Here is a 13,006-nt window from a genome sequence, read left to right on the forward strand (position 1 = left end):
GCACTTAATACCGGCATCACGCCATCATTTCAAGCTGAAGGTGATCCATGGATAGGCCATACCCTCCATCGTCACTTCTCGACTTGTCCGACTTTGGTATGTGTCTGACCCCTGCGCCCGAGGTGTGGGAATGGCTCCAATCCGAGATCCTCGCCGACACCGGCAGCATCCATAACCCTGAGCATGCCCACCTGTTCGACGCCAACATCGGCGTGCTGTGGGCATCGAGCGGATTCGCCAAGCAGGGACGGGTAGTCCTTGGCCAGGCAGAGCAGCTGATGTTCCGCGCTGGCGGATGGCAGAAGGCCCGACAAGAGCAGCAGATGCGGGAATGGTTCGGCGAGGAGCCGGATTATCTCATCACCCTGGCCGCCGACTACTGCGCCCAGTGCACCGACGCCGAGTTCTGCGCCTTGGTCGAACACGAGCTCTACCACATCGCCCAGGCGACCGATGAGTACGGCGCACCCAAGTTCACCCAGGACGGAAGGCCAAAGCTCTTCCTCCGTGGACATGACGTCAGTGAGTTCGTTGCGATTGTCCAGCGCTATGGCGTTGGGCATCCCGAGGGCGACCTGGCTCGCATGGTTGAGGCTGCCAAATCACCGCCATCCATCAGCCGAGCGTCAATCGCCAATGCATGTGGCACATGCCTGTTGAGGTCTGCGTAATGCTTGAACAATGGAAAACGATCGCGGATTACCCCGACTACGCCATCAGCAACCTTGGCCGGGTGAAAAGGCTCACCTCGCGCACCTGTGCCAAGGCTGGGTCAATCCTCAAGACACCGGGCAGAAGCAAGTCTAGACCTTACTTGAGCGTTGATCTCTGCTTCCCGGGAGGTAAGCGCACAGAGCTGGTTCATCGGCTTGTGGCAATTGCTTTCCTTGGCGAGCCGCCATTCCCAGGCGCTGAGGTCAATCACATCGACGGCAATAAGGGCAATGCGTCCGTTGCCAACCTGGAATGGATCACCTCATTTGCGAACCAGCATCATGCATACGCCGCTGGATTGCAGTGTGCGAAGGGTGAATCGAACGGACAGGCAAAACTGCGCGAAGTCGAAGTGCTCGAAATGCGCAGCCTACACGCCTCTGGATCAGTCAGCGTTGAATTCCTGGCTGATCGATACGGGGTGCACAAGCGAACTGCGCTAGATGTCGTGAACAGGAAGTCCTGGGCGCACATCTGACGCTGCAAGCCGGCCGCCTGAGGTGGCCAAGATCAACATTTCGAGGGCCTGCGGAACCTGTCTGCTCAAGTCTGCCTGAAACCTACCTGCGCCGGGCTGACACACATGTCCGTGACCAGCTCACCCGCAAGGAGCTGACGACCTACGGTCGGAGCAGACTGGAGGAATTCCTGGGGCGGGTAGGTGGCAAGCTGCTGGAGATCTACAAGGCCTTCAGCGACCGGATGCAATCCGACCTGGTTGACATCGCGCAGTACGAAGCCGCATTCGAGGGGCACAGCCTGGCGAAGGCGCTGCTGATCGACGCGGTGATGCCAGCGGATTCCCTGATCCGGGCGGCGATCAACCTACAGCCCCTGCAGGTGGCCGGGGTGGATGGCGGCAAGCTGCTCAAGCCCTTCTTGAACGGGTGGACCAGCACGGAGTCGGATCGGGTAACCAACGCCATTCGAATGGGTGTCGTGCAGGGCCAGACCAATGCCGAGATCACCCAGGCCATTCGCGGCACCGCGGCGCAGAACTTCACCGACGGCGTGCTGGCTGTCACCAACCGGAGTGCGCGGGCAGTCGTCCAGACCGCAGTCCAGCATGTGGCCACCACGGCGCGCATGGAAACGCTCAAGGCGAATGCCGAGGTGGTGCCAGGCTATCGCATCGTCGCCACTCTGGACCGGAAGACCAGCGTTCAGTGCCGGAGCCTGGATGGCCGCGAGTTCGAGGTTGGCAACGGGCCTGTGCCACCGTTCCACATCCACTGCCGAACCACCATCACGCCGATCACCAGGTTGTCGGCGTTGTTCGGGCAAGGTGCTACGAGGGCTGCAGTTGGCGCGGATGGAGGCGGGCAGGTGTCGGCAAGCATCAGCTACTACCAGTGGCTAAAAACGCAGCCAGCGGCCTTCCAGGACGCCGCGCTAGGTCCGGTGCGCGGCAAGCTGTTCCGAGATGGCGGGCTGACTGCCGAGCGCTTCGCAGCCTTGCAACTGGACAGGAACTTCAAGCCGCTGACGCTTGACCAGCTCAAGGAGTTGGAGCCGTTGGCGTTTGAGCGGGCAGAGATAGGCTGACCGCTCGGGTTGGGTTGTGCTAATTCACGAGGTACTAGTCAGGTTGGCCTTTCAAGAATGGAGTAGCTTTCGCCCAATCAATTTCCAGAGCGTTCACAGGACGGTAGAACAGCGACGGATAGGATTTTTTGACGCGTTTGAAATAGCCGGTTTCTTCGAGCGCATCAACAACTTCAGTCACAGCCTGCATGGTGTTCCTGTACGGCGAGCCCTCAGGCAGGAAGACGCGGCGAATGATCGGGTCGAGCGTCATGCTTTGGTCTTGAGGGAATTTGTCCAAAGTTTGGGCTCGTTGATTGATTGCCAGGTCCGTAATCGCACGCATATTCAACCAATCGAGAAGTTTGAACACGTCCAGCTTCGCACCGGGCCCGCCATGAGGCAGTCGGATGAAGCGGCGATCTGCACTCAACAGGGACGGGGCACTTAGAGCCTCGTCCGGATTGCTCTGGTTTTCAATCAGGCGAGTGTATTCTGCGTAAGGAAGCACTGCGAACAGCGGCGCCTCGTTCTGATCGAGGATGAACTGCACGTTAGATTTCATTGAAAACCTCTTTTCGTTTATTTTCATTGAAGATAATTGAAATGAGTGAGGTCTGCAACCTAGTTTTTTATTTTTTGAGAGTTCGTCTTCCCTGACCGCCCGAATGGCGGTTTTTTTTCACCCTCATTTTTCAGAGCCCCGTATCGACGGGGCTTTTTTACGCCCGTCAGGCGGGTCCATCCAATCCCCAGGGGATAGCCACATGCCATTTGACTTCGACCCGGCCGCCCACGGCCTCACCCTCGACGAAACTCAAACCGCCGCGCTGAAGGCAGCGCTGGGCGGCGAGGTACAGAAATTCCTCGACGGCGAGGTCGCGGGCCTCAAGACCAAGAATGCCGAGCTGATCGGCTCAAACAAGACCATTAAGACCGAGCTGGACAAGCTGAAAGGCCAGTTCGACGGCCTGGACATCGAAGCGGTCAAGGGCCTGCTGGCCAAGGTCGGCCAGGACGAAGAAACCAAGCTGATCGCCGAGGGCAAGCTGGACGAAGTCATCAGCCGGCGTACCGAGCGCCTGCGCACTGACCTGGACAAGCAGGTCAAGGCCGCCAATGAGCGAGCAGACAAGGCCGAAGCCTTCGCTGCCAAGTACAGCGACAAGGTGCTGGCTGACTCCATCCGCGCAGCCGCCATCAAGGCTGGTGCGCTGCCCGAGGCTGCCGAGGACATCATCCTCCGCGCCCGTGGCACCTTCAAGCTGAGTGAAGACGGCGAGCCCGTTGCCACCGACCGTGCCGGCGAAGTTGTGTACGGGAAGGACGGCAAGACCGCTCTGTCTCCCCTCGAATGGGCGGAATCGCTTCGCGAAACCGCATCACACCTGTGGCCAAGGGCTCAGGGTGCCGGCCAGACCGGCGACAACGGTGGCAAGGCCACGAAGAAATGGGGCGAGTACACCGAGACCGAGCGTGCGGCGATGGCTCGTGACAACCCCGACGCTTTCAAAAAACTCCAAGCCACCCGAGGAACCTAACCCATGGCATCTACCCAACTGTCGGACATCTTCGTCGCCGACTACTACGGCACTCTGGAGCCGGTTAACTCTCCAGAAAAGACCGCCGTCTACGAGTCGGGCATCATCACCCGCTCGGCCACCCTGGACAACATCGCCAAGAACGGCCAGGGCACCTCCGAGATCAGCTACTGGCAGGATCTCGACGCCGACGAGGCGCCGAACATCTCCAACGATGACCCCGATGACCTCGGCGCCGTTGGCAAAGCCGAGCAGGGCAGCATGCGCGCCCGGACCCTGTACCTCAACAAAGGCTACGGCGTCTCCGACCTGACTGCTGAGCTGGCCAACTCCGAGCCGATGCAGCACATCCGCAACCGCTTCGGCACCTACTGGACCCGCCAGTGGCAGCGTTACCTCATGGGAGCCGGTCGCGGCATCATCGCGGCGAACATCGCCCAGAACGGCGGCGACATGGTCAAGGACGCAGGCGCCTCGATCAGTGCCAATGCCTTCCAAGATGCCGCCTTCACCGCCGGCGACGCCGCCGACATGTTCGGCGCCATCCCGCTGCCCAACGGTTCTGTGCTGGAGATCGCCAGCACCCTGGGCACCGCCGTGCCTTTCACTGCCCTGACCAATGCCAAACCGCCAGTGGCGAGCGCGGTAGGTCACGGCATCGTTGCCGACGACATTCTGCTGATCAGCTCCGGCTGGGCCCTCATCAACGACCGGACCGCCAAGGCCGCCAACGTCACTACCGACGCGTTCTCGCTGGCAGGCCTGGACACCACCAACACCGACCGCTACACCGCCGGCGCCGGCATCGGCTCGGTTGTCCCTGTATCAGGCTGGACGCAGATCTCGAAGGTGACCGGTTTCACCGTCTCCGGCGGCGAGCAGCAGTTCCTCACGGTCGGCTACCTCGAGAACGACGACGACCTGCAGTTCCCGACCAACCGTAACCCGATCAGCGTTTCGATAACGGTCGAGGACCAGCCAGCCGCGCTGTACGTGCCGGTGGTCGAGGGCTACGACGACTCCAAGGAGCTGACGGTGATCCGCCTGAAGCTTCCGGGCGGCGGCCAGATCCTGATGCCTGGCTACGTCAGCATCACCAGCACGCCGACCATGGAGCGCAACCAGCTGATGACCCGCACCATCAGCGTTGGCCTGTCTGGTCGTCCTACCCGTTACAGCGCCTAAGGAGAGCCCATGGCGAAGATCAAGATTGCGCAGAATCCGACTTTCACTGCGGTTGTGCAGGTTCCGCGCATCGGCGGCGAGTCGGTGCCGGTTGAGTTCCAGTTCCGATACATGGACCGTGTGGCCCTCGCCAGCATGTTCGACCGTTGGAACAAGGCGCGAGATACCTGGGCAGAAAAGGCCCAGAAGGATGGCGCGAGCTGGGAGGAGGTCACCGCCGGTGAAATCACCCTGCAGGCCGAGCAGCTGGGCGAGATCATCACCGGCTGGGATCTGGAGGACGAGTTCAGCGCCGAGGCTATCGTCGAACTCGTGCGCACCTGCACCGGCGCGCCGAAGGCAGTGACCGATGCCTACCAAGCTGCGTACAGCCCAGCCCGCCTGGGAAACTGAGGGCGGCGGCGCGGGCACTGTACGAGCGTGGCCCGTCCGCCGAGCAGCTTGCGGCCATTGGCCTGACCCTGGCCGACATCCCCGAGGAAGAGGTGGAGGTTTGGCCTGATGCCTGGGCGGCCGTCCGAGTTTTCGAGGCATTGGGCACGCAGTGGCGCTTAGGGCAGGGCGGACCCTGGGGTTTGGACTACACAGCCATCCCCGCGGTCGCATCGATGCTCGGAATCAAGCGCCGAGAACTCACCGAAATTTTCCCCGATCTCCGCATCATGGAGCACGAAGCCCTGGCCGTGATTGCTGATGCGGGGGCCGATTAGGTCAATTCGGAGTGTTCAGATCGCCGAGCGAGTAGATTGAGATGCCCTGCTTACTTGCGTGCGTAACCTGTACGGTGCCACCGATGTAGACACGGCCATCTGTCTTCTCAAGTTCTTGTCGAATTTGAGTGCGCATTATCTCTGGCGCGCATTTCGGAAAAGTCTGGAGGTCAAGGCCTGAGTAAGAAGTTAGCTCAGGCTTCACCCCAAGTCCGTACTGCAAGCGTTCCGAGCGAAAGTCATTGACAGAGCGATAGGCGAATCCATGAACAGCATCATCAATGAAGCCAAAGTGATAGATCGTTGCCGTCTGGTCCTGCGTGGCCTCGGCCTGAGCATTCAGTTCGCTCCAGAGAACCTGAAGCTCTTGCGGAGCGTGTACATTGATCGCATCCACATCGAGGAAGGTGCCTTGGTGATTCACCAGGCCGATCCAGCGATTGTAGAGCAGACCGGATCCTGTGCCAGCAACGATCATTCGCAGGTGCGGGAAGGCAAGGGCCTTGCTCACGAAGCCTGGCGGAGAACTGTCGGGATAATGTAGGAGCGTATCGGTTGCAACGATTATCTCGTTGGCGTCTGTATAGAAGAGGAGCGATGTCATATGGCCCTCCTGGCCATGCATTGCAGCTGTCGGAGGCTAATCCGAACGCTTGCTCCGTGCTACTGTCTTTCCGTCCAGGGTGGATAGGTGGACAGCAATGAGTTAGATTTCTAGTTTTGGGGGCGAATCATGGAAGGGCACAACATTCGATTGGAGATGGTTGAGAGTCATGAGCTTGCGGAAAAAATAAATGCGTCCGATAGCGACACCCCATTCATGGATACCAGCTGGGTCAAGAACTATGAGCTTCATATCATCAATAGGGGAACGGATGACATAGGATTTTGTGTGATTGCTCTTAATCGCCCTCCTGAAGTCGCAAAGTTTTTTATCCAGCCGAACTTTCGTCGTTCCGGACTGGGTATAGTTGCCGCTAGAGAGGTGTTCTCTTACATTGAGCGAGTGCACAGCAAAACCTATTCGCTTCAGGTTCTGGAACAAGGTGCTCATGTAGATCGTGCTTGGAGTTTCTGGAGCAAAGCTGTGGAGGGTAGAGTTGTTAGGCAATCTGGGTCGAATATCTTGATAGGTGCCTGGGATTAGGCTAGACACATTATATTCGTTCAGCTAGCCCAGCCCCGCGCTGGGCTTTTTGCATCTGGGCTCACCCCTGGCCCCGGCACTTCCACGCATAGTGCTCCCATAGCGCGCTGGTGTGGAAAGCCCGCATCAGGTGCCTGCTCCGTACTTCTTCGACCTGGGCAATGGCCTCAGCCCGCTCCCGGGCGCGGATCGCATCCACAGCCTCCGCCCAATGCTCTAGCGCCTCGGCAAATCGCCGCTTCTCATCGTCGGGCATCTTCGCACCCTTCATGTGAGTGGTTGGGGAGGGTAAGGGTAGACCAACTGGAGGGGGATAGGGCGGCGCCTGTCGGCGGACCTATGACTAGCTGTGATAGATTCCGACCTCCAACAGGGAGGTGCCAATGAGCAGCAGAGGAACAGATCGTCAGATCGACAACATCGAGTTCAACGTCAGCGACATCAGCCGCAGCAAGGCATTTTACGGCTCGGGGTTCGGTTGGACCTTCGTAGATTACGGCCCTACATACACCGAGTTCAGCGACGGCCGGCTCGCTGGCGGCTTCACCACGGGTGAGCCAGTCAGGCCCGGTGGCCCGCTGGTCATCTTGTATTCAGACGACCTCGCCGGCGCCCAGAACAGAGTGATGGTTGCTGGCGGCAAGATCAGCCGAGAGGTGTTTTCGTTCCCAGGCGGGAAGCGATTCCACTTCACGGACCCTGATGGGTATGAATTGGCGGTCTGGACGGAAACGACCTGAACGAGTGAAGCCCAGCCCCACGCTGGGCTTTTTGCGTCCGGCAATGGGATTAACGGGCAAGATTATTTTGCTGGTCGCTTAACAAAATCCAGGGTCGCATCCCCAATCAACTGGCTATCGGCATCAGTTACTCCAAGTAGTTCTTGCAGTTTGATGACCCGATTATTCAGTCCCGAGACGTGCTTCAGCATGTCAGTTGGGGTGAAAGTCTGCTTTAAGCTGGCGCCGCCGTCGTACTTAACAAATGTCAACTTGTCAGTCTCTCCGACCACCATCAGCCCATGAACGATTGTATTTCGATGGGCAAAACCTTCCATTTTATTGAGTAGCGAGATTGCTTCTTTGTTTGGATGATTGCTATGTTTCAGTAGGTTTGCCAAGAGCTGGGCTCGAGGGTTGAACTGCATCTTCCCCGTGATGATGACTGTCTTGGTCGCAGAAACACCCAACTCTTTCATTATCGCCGCTTGTAAGACACTCTCTAATACAGACCATGCACACATGAATATCCCGTAGAGGTGCAGGAGATCGTTGTGGTCGTCGGAGAACTGGTAGGAATGACCTACCACTGGATTATTCATGGTTTTCCTCGGTTTCACTGCAGGGATAGGTTCTAAAGCCCGGCGCGTGGCCGGGCTTGGGGTTACTTGAAATTGCGCTCGACAATCAGGCCATAACAGCGGCGAGCTACAGTTGCAAAGTACAGGCCGCTCAAACTGAGCAGACCTAGAAAACCTAAAACGATGACTGCGTCGACTGTAATGGCATGGTCTTTTGACCAGTTCAGCATCTCAACGGTCATGTTTCCCGAGACCCACAAATAGTAGGCGCCTACTAAGAAGCTCGGGATCCCGATGAGCGATAGCATCCAATCGTTCAGTTCCGCGTAGGTATATTTTTTGCGGTTACGGAAAGTGGTGGCCATTTTCTTCAGTAGTTTCATTTGGTTACTCTGTATGCCATACACGAATTGGGTCGAAGTGAAGCTGAGCCCGCGAAAAATCGTCGGTTAAAAAATGAGCGGCGCTGGGCCGGGCTTGTGGTTACTTGTTGTTCAGACGCTTGGTGCCTGTATCGTCGCACGTTGCTGGGCTAAATCCTTGGCCGGTATGACATAGGTTCTAGACAGCATGTCACCGACCCGTTGGCACCGTGAGGACTGCGTGTAGATGAAGAGCGTTATGATGCCCAGAGGCGCCTCGATGAGCCTGGTGATTCCCCTGATCAGAGCTTGTACAAAAGTTGGGGGGCCGCCCGCCCCGTTGATGACGGTTAGCCCAAAGACGTACTTCCCTGGTGTCCTACCTTTGAAAAGCCATTCGCACATTGGGTATAGGAGTAGGTGTACGAATATCAGCTCAAACCCACCAAAGGGGAGTGGTGCTTGGCTAGCAAGCCATAAGCCAAGAACGACAATTGCTCCATAGTCGATGATGTACGCCCCTATGCGTTTCATCAGAAGGGAGGTCCTTGAGACTTCCATCAGGTGCTCCATGCTGTGGTGATGGCGAGCGGGTGGAGCCCGGCGCTTGGCCGGGCTTGGGGTTACTTCTTCGATTTGTGCTGCGGGGTGTGTTCCGCTGCCAAAGCTGCAAGGTGGACCTTGCTATCGATCCCGATGGGCATCGACCCCCTCTTGCTCCGAGCAGGCCGATCATCTGGCGCCATTGATGCTCGTGCGGCCGCTTGGCGCAGATACTTTGCAGTAGCCTCTTCATGCAGTAGCTCGACCTGCTCCATTGGGCTCAAGCTAGGCATTGATTTCAGCTCGTTAATCTTATCCTGGGTCTCCTGGTACATCTTCGCCAGTACGTGCATGGCGGCTTCGTGCTCCGACAGGGGCTGCACGACAGCTTCTCTCTCGAAGCTCTCTTCCAAGCGAGCAACGATCTCTGCGTTAAGGCTACGTTTTGCCTGTCCGGCAGATGCTTCGAGCTGGTCCCTAAGCTCAGCGGTCATGCGAAGCGAGTAGGGCGGTAGTACATGCCGGTCTGTCATTGGATTCCACGGTGCAATGATATTAAACAGAGATTCTGTTCGTGCATTCAAAAAGATTCAAGAATCCACTTGACGTCAAAAATGAGTGACGTCAATATGAATCCACACGATGAAGGAGGAAATCATGAAGGACGCGCATCAGGTCGCACCGTATAGCCTACGGATAGCAGATGAGCTCAAAGAAAAGGCGAAGCAGGAGGCTGGCGCAAACCGTCGCAGTCTTAATGCTGAATTGGGCCTGCTGATTGAGGAGGGTTTGAAGTGGCGGAAAATGCAGAGCAAGCAGCAGGCAGCGGCCTGAAACGAAGAAGCCCCGACGAGGTGAGAGTCGTCAGGGCTTCGGGAAACGAGATCAACTTCGGAGAAGAAATCGTCATGGGCGATAATAGCACAAACGTAATCCCATTCAATTTCGACAGGCACGAAGTGCGTACTCTGCTGGTCGCCGGCGAGCCGTGGTTCGTCGGTAGTGACGTGTGTGCCGCTCTAGATCTTGGCGGGCGCTCGCGCAACTTTTTCCGCATGCTGGATGAAGATGAAAAGGGGGCTCACATTGTGAGCACCCCTGGCGGAGCCCAGGAAATGCAGGTGGTTAACGAATCTGGGCTCTACGCTCTGATCTTCAAAAGCCGCAAGACTGAGGCGAAGCGATTCAAAAAATGGGTAACCTCTGAAGTCCTCCCAGCCATTCGCAAGACCGGTCGTTACGAAGATGCTCAGGCCAAGATGCCAACCCTCATTGACGAACTGATTGGTATGAGCGAACTCAGCGTCATCAAGGGCCTCATTCGGGACAAGAGCAAATCGCTGGCGTCGAGCTTGCGGCACAGTTTCGTACTGACCATGCACAACCGACTGCACACCCGTTTCAATGTGCCGCGCACCGAGCTTATCCCTGCTGGCCAGTTCGAAGCGGCTTGCACCTTCATTGCAGCTTACCGGGTGCTCATTGGTTGCGTGATCGGCACCGCGACCAGGTGGAGATTCACGCCAGCGCCCTCCGTAGACCTTCGGCGAGTACGGCCGGCGGATACTCGTAGTTTGCGTTCTCGTGCTTGATGATCGCGTGCACCAGGCCGCCCAAGACCTGCTGGTTCTTGATGTCCTTGATTGGCTCGCTGGGGGCAAGACTACAGCGCTGCGCCACAGCACGGACATAGGCGCCGGTGTCATTCTCCACCTACGGTGCCCAGCGCTTGATGATCGCTGACACAGTACGCAGGCCGTGCTTGTTTTAGTACGTCTGCAGCAACTTGCCGAGGGCGCGGATGCCATTCTCGGGAGTGTTGAAGATACAAAACCGGCCGCCGGGCTCCTTGCCAATTTGGCCTACCCAATTGTTGGCGGGATTGAAATCGATATTACCGGGATTGCAGTTGCGCACACCCCGGGGAAGTGGATGGTTCATGCTTTTCTCCAAGCAAGAAAAAGCCCCGTCTAGGCGGGGCTTCATTGGGGTTGTTCGGCGATCCAGGGCGGCGCGACTGGCCTGCGCTCAATCTCGGGGAAGTGCTCTGACTGGGGCCAGTCGCGCAGAGCCTGCAGGTAAACCAGCAGGTCGTTGAACTGCTCCTGCGTCAACGAAGACGGCGCGCCAAGGCCTGGGCGCAGCCGCTTGCCGGCACCGCCTTGCTGATCGTGCTTGGCATGGCCAAAGGCACATGGGCTACTACACACCACTTCCGACCTCTGCTGGACGACCAGCAGGACCTGGCCACGCAATGCGCGGCGGCGCGGGACAACCTAGCCGGCCTGGCGCAGGAGCAGGGCAAGGCCTTGGGCGACCTGACCCTGGCCGCATATGAGCGCCAGGCCAGGGCAGAACAGCCATGGGCGAAGCTGCGGCCAGCGCCAAGGGCGACTTCGCCGCAGCGAACCGACTGCAGCAGGAGCACACCGGCGGCGATCAGTGCGCGGCTGCCACCTCGATCATCGGCAAGGAGCTGGGCCTTTGAATGCGCAGGTTTTGGAAAAAAGTGCAGGCCGACCGAAAACCTGCAGGACCTGGAAAAAAGTGCAGGTCATGCGGGTGCTGCTAGCCGGGCTGTTGCTGGCAGGGTGTGCCGCGAGGCCGGCGCCGGAGATCCGCTACGTGCGCGTCGAGATTCCGGTGCAGGTGCCGTGCCGCGCGCCTGAGGTGGCTGTGCCGCCCTGGGCATCTGCCGGCCTGCACAAGTCCGACAACCTGGAGGTGAAGGTGCGCGCTCTGCTAGCTGAGCGATTGCAACGGATCGGTTACGAGCGGGTGCTCAATGCAGCGCTCAAAGCTTGCAAGTGAGTGAACTCGGAAAGTAGTTAAAGCTGCGGAAGTCGAACTCGCAGCTTCGCGTACTGCTGCTACTTCAAGAATTATACTCGATCACATCAAAAAACGCTGATCCGTCAGGGAGCTTTCCAACAGTTTGTACCGTTAACGACTTCCCGTCCTCCGATAGCTTTCTCGCGTATGGCCCTCCATATACACCATTTTTTTTGAAAAAGCCGATGGTTATTCTGTCATTTATTCTATAGGCTTCAATCGAATCTACATCGTCTCTCCCATACACCGGGTGATCCTTGCCATCATAAAAGGCAGTATATCCCCAGCGATATGACTTCCCGTTGTGTGTTCCGGACACTGTTAGTCTATAGCCATCGCCAGGGACTGGCTCATAAAGGCGTGTTTCTGCGTCGGGCTGCCAGCTATTACTGAATACTGACATGCCTTTATTGATGCTCCAGTTAACATTGAACAGTTGGTCTGTCGCGCTCATGATCTGCTCCGGTACTTTGTTTTTTAGGATGGAAGTAGAGGGTTAAGTGTGTGTGGAACCTATATTTTCGCCTTGCTACTCCTGCATAGCTATAGGCCACCACTAATATTTTAGGGCCTGTTTTTTTTGGGTTAAGATTAAATTGGAATTGTGGTTACTATCTTTTCATTGGTCGGTGTCATAAAATGGAGGGGCTAGGGTCCGGGGCGCGATTTTTGATTGTGAGTTGGAGGTTACAGATTTTGGTTTCTACGCCCTAGGTCAGAGTCTACTTATACCGCGTGGATATTTTGCGATCTGCATTTATGAACTATCCTAGAGTTGGATAGTTGTCGACAACTTTTAGCAAAGCTTCAATGTCGGGCCTGGGCTGCCAAGTGACCTATAAGGCGATTATCAACTGATCGGAGCGGACAATGGAGAAGCGCACCTTCATCGGGATGATTGAGGCGGGAGAGCCCCTGTTGAAGGAGGCTCTGGATGCCATGCAGGCGTATCACCAGGCACATGATGAAGGGAAGCCCGCTGAGGAGGTCGAGCGGGCCGAGGCGCTATTCCAAGTGGTCTGCGATTACCAGTTGCGGGTGGTGGCCAAAGCACGCGGTTAAGAACTGCCGCCTCTCCACTGATACCGCCGACCGGCTATTGCTGTCGGTGCGATCCGGGTTATACGATACTGTATCGATATACAGTG

The 13,006-nt window shown here is 57.4% G+C and carries 21 protein-coding genes and 3 pseudogenes; 14 read left to right on the plus strand and 10 right to left on the minus strand.

Annotated elements, in window-relative coordinates; all coding sequences use genetic code 11:
* Positions 1 to 47: 47 nt before the first annotated feature.
* The 4 genes and pseudogenes from ACODS9_RS04010 (at position 48) to ACODS9_RS04025 (ending at position 2,259) form a co-directional block, all read left to right on the plus strand.
* Positions 48 to 671, plus strand: coding sequence for a putative metallopeptidase (locus tag ACODS9_RS04010; RefSeq protein WP_489093288.1), 624 nt, complete (start codon positions 48 to 50; stop codon positions 669 to 671).
* Positions 671 to 1,192 carry an HNH endonuclease gene (locus ACODS9_RS04015; RefSeq protein WP_489093289.1) on the plus strand — a complete coding sequence of 174 codons (522 nt, stop codon included), beginning with the start codon at positions 671 to 673 and terminating at the stop codon, positions 1,190 to 1,192. Before ACODS9_RS04010 ends, ACODS9_RS04015 begins: the two co-directional genes overlap by 1 nt.
* Positions 1,191 to 1,271, plus strand: a pseudogene (locus ACODS9_RS04020) (putative metallopeptidase); the annotation flags it as partial. The gene ACODS9_RS04015 and the pseudogene ACODS9_RS04020, both read left to right, overlap by 2 nt.
* Positions 1,272 to 1,416: 145 nt before the next feature.
* On the plus strand, positions 1,417 to 2,259 hold the full coding sequence (locus ACODS9_RS04025) for a minor capsid protein (RefSeq protein WP_489093290.1): 843 nt from the start codon (positions 1,417 to 1,419) through the stop codon (positions 2,257 to 2,259).
* Positions 2,260 to 2,293: 34 nt separating this feature from the next.
* Here ACODS9_RS04025 and ACODS9_RS04030 read toward each other — a convergent pair whose 3' ends face one another.
* The gene (locus tag ACODS9_RS04030) at positions 2,294 to 2,803 is read right to left on the minus strand and encodes a hypothetical protein (RefSeq protein WP_489093291.1); all 510 of its coding nucleotides are present in this window, start codon (positions 2,801 to 2,803) and stop codon (positions 2,294 to 2,296) included.
* A gap of 202 nt (positions 2,804 to 3,005) precedes the next feature.
* Between ACODS9_RS04030 and ACODS9_RS04035 the strand changes: the two genes are divergently transcribed.
* The 4 genes from ACODS9_RS04035 (at position 3,006) to ACODS9_RS04050 (ending at position 5,674) form a co-directional block, all read left to right on the plus strand.
* The gene (locus ACODS9_RS04035) at positions 3,006 to 3,779 is read left to right on the plus strand and encodes a hypothetical protein (RefSeq protein WP_489093292.1); all 774 of its coding nucleotides are present in this window, start codon (positions 3,006 to 3,008) and stop codon (positions 3,777 to 3,779) included.
* 3 nt (positions 3,780 to 3,782) lie between these two features.
* On the plus strand, positions 3,783 to 4,964 hold the full coding sequence (locus ACODS9_RS04040; RefSeq protein WP_489093293.1) for a phage tail protein: 1,182 nt from the start codon (positions 3,783 to 3,785) through the stop codon (positions 4,962 to 4,964).
* Positions 4,965 to 4,973: 9 nt separating this feature from the next.
* Positions 4,974 to 5,357 carry a phage tail assembly chaperone gene (locus ACODS9_RS04045; RefSeq protein WP_489093294.1) on the plus strand — a complete coding sequence of 128 codons (384 nt, stop codon included), beginning with the start codon at positions 4,974 to 4,976 and terminating at the stop codon, positions 5,355 to 5,357.
* A 68-nt stretch (positions 5,358 to 5,425) separates the two neighbouring features.
* Positions 5,426 to 5,674, plus strand: a complete 249-nt coding sequence (locus tag ACODS9_RS04050; RefSeq protein ID WP_489093423.1) for a DUF1799 domain-containing protein — start codon at positions 5,426 to 5,428, stop codon at positions 5,672 to 5,674.
* A 1-nt stretch (position 5,675) separates the two neighbouring features.
* On the opposite strand, the gene ACODS9_RS04055 is transcribed toward ACODS9_RS04050, so the two are convergent.
* Both ACODS9_RS04055 and ACODS9_RS04060 read right to left on the minus strand, forming a co-directional pair.
* Positions 5,676 to 6,278: a hypothetical protein gene (locus ACODS9_RS04055; RefSeq protein ID WP_489093295.1), complete on the minus strand. Its 603-nt coding sequence runs from the start codon at positions 6,276 to 6,278 to the stop codon at positions 5,676 to 5,678.
* 102 nt (positions 6,279 to 6,380) lie between these two features.
* Positions 6,381 to 6,728: a hypothetical protein gene (locus ACODS9_RS04060; protein WP_489093296.1), complete on the minus strand. Its 348-nt coding sequence runs from the start codon at positions 6,726 to 6,728 to the stop codon at positions 6,381 to 6,383.
* Between the two features lie 476 nt (positions 6,729 to 7,204).
* On the opposite strand from ACODS9_RS04060, the gene ACODS9_RS04065 reads away from it, so the two are divergent.
* Entirely contained in the window at positions 7,205 to 7,561 is a 357-nt protein-coding gene (locus tag ACODS9_RS04065) for a VOC family protein (RefSeq protein WP_489093297.1), read from the plus strand.
* 62 nt (positions 7,562 to 7,623) lie between these two features.
* Here ACODS9_RS04065 and ACODS9_RS04070 read toward each other — a convergent pair whose 3' ends face one another.
* The 4 genes from ACODS9_RS04070 to ACODS9_RS04085 form a co-directional block, all read right to left on the minus strand.
* The gene (locus tag ACODS9_RS04070) at positions 7,624 to 8,142 is read right to left on the minus strand and encodes a hypothetical protein (protein WP_489093298.1); all 519 of its coding nucleotides are present in this window, start codon (positions 8,140 to 8,142) and stop codon (positions 7,624 to 7,626) included.
* Between the two features lie 62 nt (positions 8,143 to 8,204).
* Positions 8,205 to 8,504 carry a hypothetical protein gene (locus ACODS9_RS04075; RefSeq protein WP_489093299.1) on the minus strand — a complete coding sequence of 100 codons (300 nt, stop codon included), beginning with the start codon at positions 8,502 to 8,504 and terminating at the stop codon, positions 8,205 to 8,207.
* 111 nt (positions 8,505 to 8,615) lie between these two features.
* Positions 8,616 to 9,056 (minus strand): RDD family protein, encoded by a 441-nt coding sequence (locus ACODS9_RS04080; RefSeq protein ID WP_489093300.1) that lies wholly within the window; start codon positions 9,054 to 9,056, stop codon positions 8,616 to 8,618.
* Positions 9,057 to 9,106: 50 nt separating this feature from the next.
* Positions 9,107 to 9,559 (minus strand): Arc family DNA-binding protein, encoded by a 453-nt coding sequence (locus ACODS9_RS04085; protein WP_489093424.1) that lies wholly within the window; start codon positions 9,557 to 9,559, stop codon positions 9,107 to 9,109.
* A gap of 124 nt (positions 9,560 to 9,683) precedes the next feature.
* Here ACODS9_RS04085 and ACODS9_RS04090 point away from each other — a divergent pair, with 124 nt between their 5' ends.
* Both ACODS9_RS04090 and ACODS9_RS04095 read left to right on the plus strand, forming a co-directional pair.
* Entirely contained in the window at positions 9,684 to 9,860 is a 177-nt protein-coding gene (locus tag ACODS9_RS04090; RefSeq protein ID WP_489093301.1) for an Arc family DNA-binding protein, read from the plus strand.
* Positions 9,821 to 10,618 (plus strand): BRO-N domain-containing protein, encoded by a 798-nt coding sequence (locus tag ACODS9_RS04095; RefSeq protein ID WP_489093302.1) that lies wholly within the window; start codon positions 9,821 to 9,823, stop codon positions 10,616 to 10,618. Before ACODS9_RS04090 ends, ACODS9_RS04095 begins: the two co-directional genes overlap by 40 nt.
* Here ACODS9_RS04095 and ACODS9_RS04100 read toward each other — a convergent pair.
* Positions 10,545 to 10,967: pseudogene (locus ACODS9_RS04100) on the minus strand (structural protein). The gene ACODS9_RS04095 and the pseudogene ACODS9_RS04100 overlap by 74 nt on opposite strands.
* Positions 10,968 to 11,008: 41 nt before the next feature.
* A complete protein-coding gene (locus tag ACODS9_RS04105; RefSeq protein WP_489093428.1) occupies positions 11,009 to 11,236 on the minus strand; it encodes a phage tail assembly chaperone in 228 nt (75 codons plus the stop codon).
* Between ACODS9_RS04105 and ACODS9_RS04110 the strand changes: the two are divergent.
* Both ACODS9_RS04110 and ACODS9_RS04115 read left to right on the plus strand, forming a co-directional pair.
* Positions 11,207 to 11,514: pseudogene (locus ACODS9_RS04110) on the plus strand (hypothetical protein). The gene ACODS9_RS04105 and the pseudogene ACODS9_RS04110 sit on opposite strands and share 30 nt — an antisense overlap.
* The gene (locus ACODS9_RS04115) at positions 11,511 to 11,837 is read left to right on the plus strand and encodes a hypothetical protein (RefSeq protein WP_489093303.1); all 327 of its coding nucleotides are present in this window, start codon (positions 11,511 to 11,513) and stop codon (positions 11,835 to 11,837) included. Before ACODS9_RS04110 ends, ACODS9_RS04115 begins: the two are co-directional and overlap by 4 nt.
* A 64-nt stretch (positions 11,838 to 11,901) precedes the next feature.
* On the opposite strand, the gene ACODS9_RS04120 is transcribed toward ACODS9_RS04115, so the two are convergent.
* On the minus strand, positions 11,902 to 12,312 hold the full coding sequence (locus ACODS9_RS04120; RefSeq protein WP_489093304.1) for a hypothetical protein: 411 nt from the start codon (positions 12,310 to 12,312) through the stop codon (positions 11,902 to 11,904).
* 416 nt (positions 12,313 to 12,728) lie between these two features.
* Here ACODS9_RS04120 and ACODS9_RS04125 point away from each other — a divergent pair, with 416 nt between their 5' ends.
* Positions 12,729 to 12,920 carry a hypothetical protein gene (locus tag ACODS9_RS04125; RefSeq protein WP_489093305.1) on the plus strand — a complete coding sequence of 64 codons (192 nt, stop codon included), beginning with the start codon at positions 12,729 to 12,731 and terminating at the stop codon, positions 12,918 to 12,920.
* The last annotated feature ends 86 nt before the right edge of the window (positions 12,921 to 13,006 follow it).

Source organism: Pseudomonas sp. FG36 (assembly GCF_057809275.1).

Excerpts from the sequence above, each read along its gene's own strand:
- ACODS9_RS04035 (WP_489093292.1), top strand. The coding sequence starts at position 3,006 with ATGCCATTTGACTTCGACCCGGCCGCCCACGGCCTCACCCTCGACGAA.
- ACODS9_RS04060 (WP_489093296.1), bottom strand. The coding sequence starts at position 6,728 with ATGAGCACCTTGTTCCAGAACCTGAAGCGAATAGGTTTTGCTGTGCAC.
- ACODS9_RS04065 (WP_489093297.1), top strand. The coding sequence starts at position 7,205 with ATGAGCAGCAGAGGAACAGATCGTCAGATCGACAACATCGAGTTCAAC.
- ACODS9_RS04085 (WP_489093424.1), bottom strand. The coding sequence starts at position 9,559 with ATGACAGACCGGCATGTACTACCGCCCTACTCGCTTCGCATGACCGCT.
- ACODS9_RS04045 (WP_489093294.1), top strand. The coding sequence starts at position 4,974 with ATGGCGAAGATCAAGATTGCGCAGAATCCGACTTTCACTGCGGTTGTG.
- ACODS9_RS04010 (WP_489093288.1), top strand. The coding sequence starts at position 48 with ATGGATAGGCCATACCCTCCATCGTCACTTCTCGACTTGTCCGACTTT.
- ACODS9_RS04015 (WP_489093289.1), top strand. The coding sequence starts at position 671 with ATGCTTGAACAATGGAAAACGATCGCGGATTACCCCGACTACGCCATC.
- ACODS9_RS04030 (WP_489093291.1), bottom strand. The coding sequence starts at position 2,803 with ATGAAATCTAACGTGCAGTTCATCCTCGATCAGAACGAGGCGCCGCTG.
- ACODS9_RS04055 (WP_489093295.1), bottom strand. The coding sequence starts at position 6,278 with ATGACATCGCTCCTCTTCTATACAGACGCCAACGAGATAATCGTTGCA.
- ACODS9_RS04080 (WP_489093300.1), bottom strand. The coding sequence starts at position 9,056 with ATGGAGCACCTGATGGAAGTCTCAAGGACCTCCCTTCTGATGAAACGC.
- ACODS9_RS04090 (WP_489093301.1), top strand. The coding sequence starts at position 9,684 with ATGAAGGACGCGCATCAGGTCGCACCGTATAGCCTACGGATAGCAGAT.
- ACODS9_RS04075 (WP_489093299.1), bottom strand. The coding sequence starts at position 8,504 with ATGAAACTACTGAAGAAAATGGCCACCACTTTCCGTAACCGCAAAAAA.
- ACODS9_RS04040 (WP_489093293.1), top strand. The coding sequence starts at position 3,783 with ATGGCATCTACCCAACTGTCGGACATCTTCGTCGCCGACTACTACGGC.
- ACODS9_RS04120 (WP_489093304.1), bottom strand. The coding sequence starts at position 12,312 with ATGAGCGCGACAGACCAACTGTTCAATGTTAACTGGAGCATCAATAAA.
- ACODS9_RS04025 (WP_489093290.1), top strand. The coding sequence starts at position 1,417 with ATGCAATCCGACCTGGTTGACATCGCGCAGTACGAAGCCGCATTCGAG.
- ACODS9_RS04125 (WP_489093305.1), top strand. The coding sequence starts at position 12,729 with ATGGAGAAGCGCACCTTCATCGGGATGATTGAGGCGGGAGAGCCCCTG.
- ACODS9_RS04070 (WP_489093298.1), bottom strand. The coding sequence starts at position 8,142 with ATGAATAATCCAGTGGTAGGTCATTCCTACCAGTTCTCCGACGACCAC.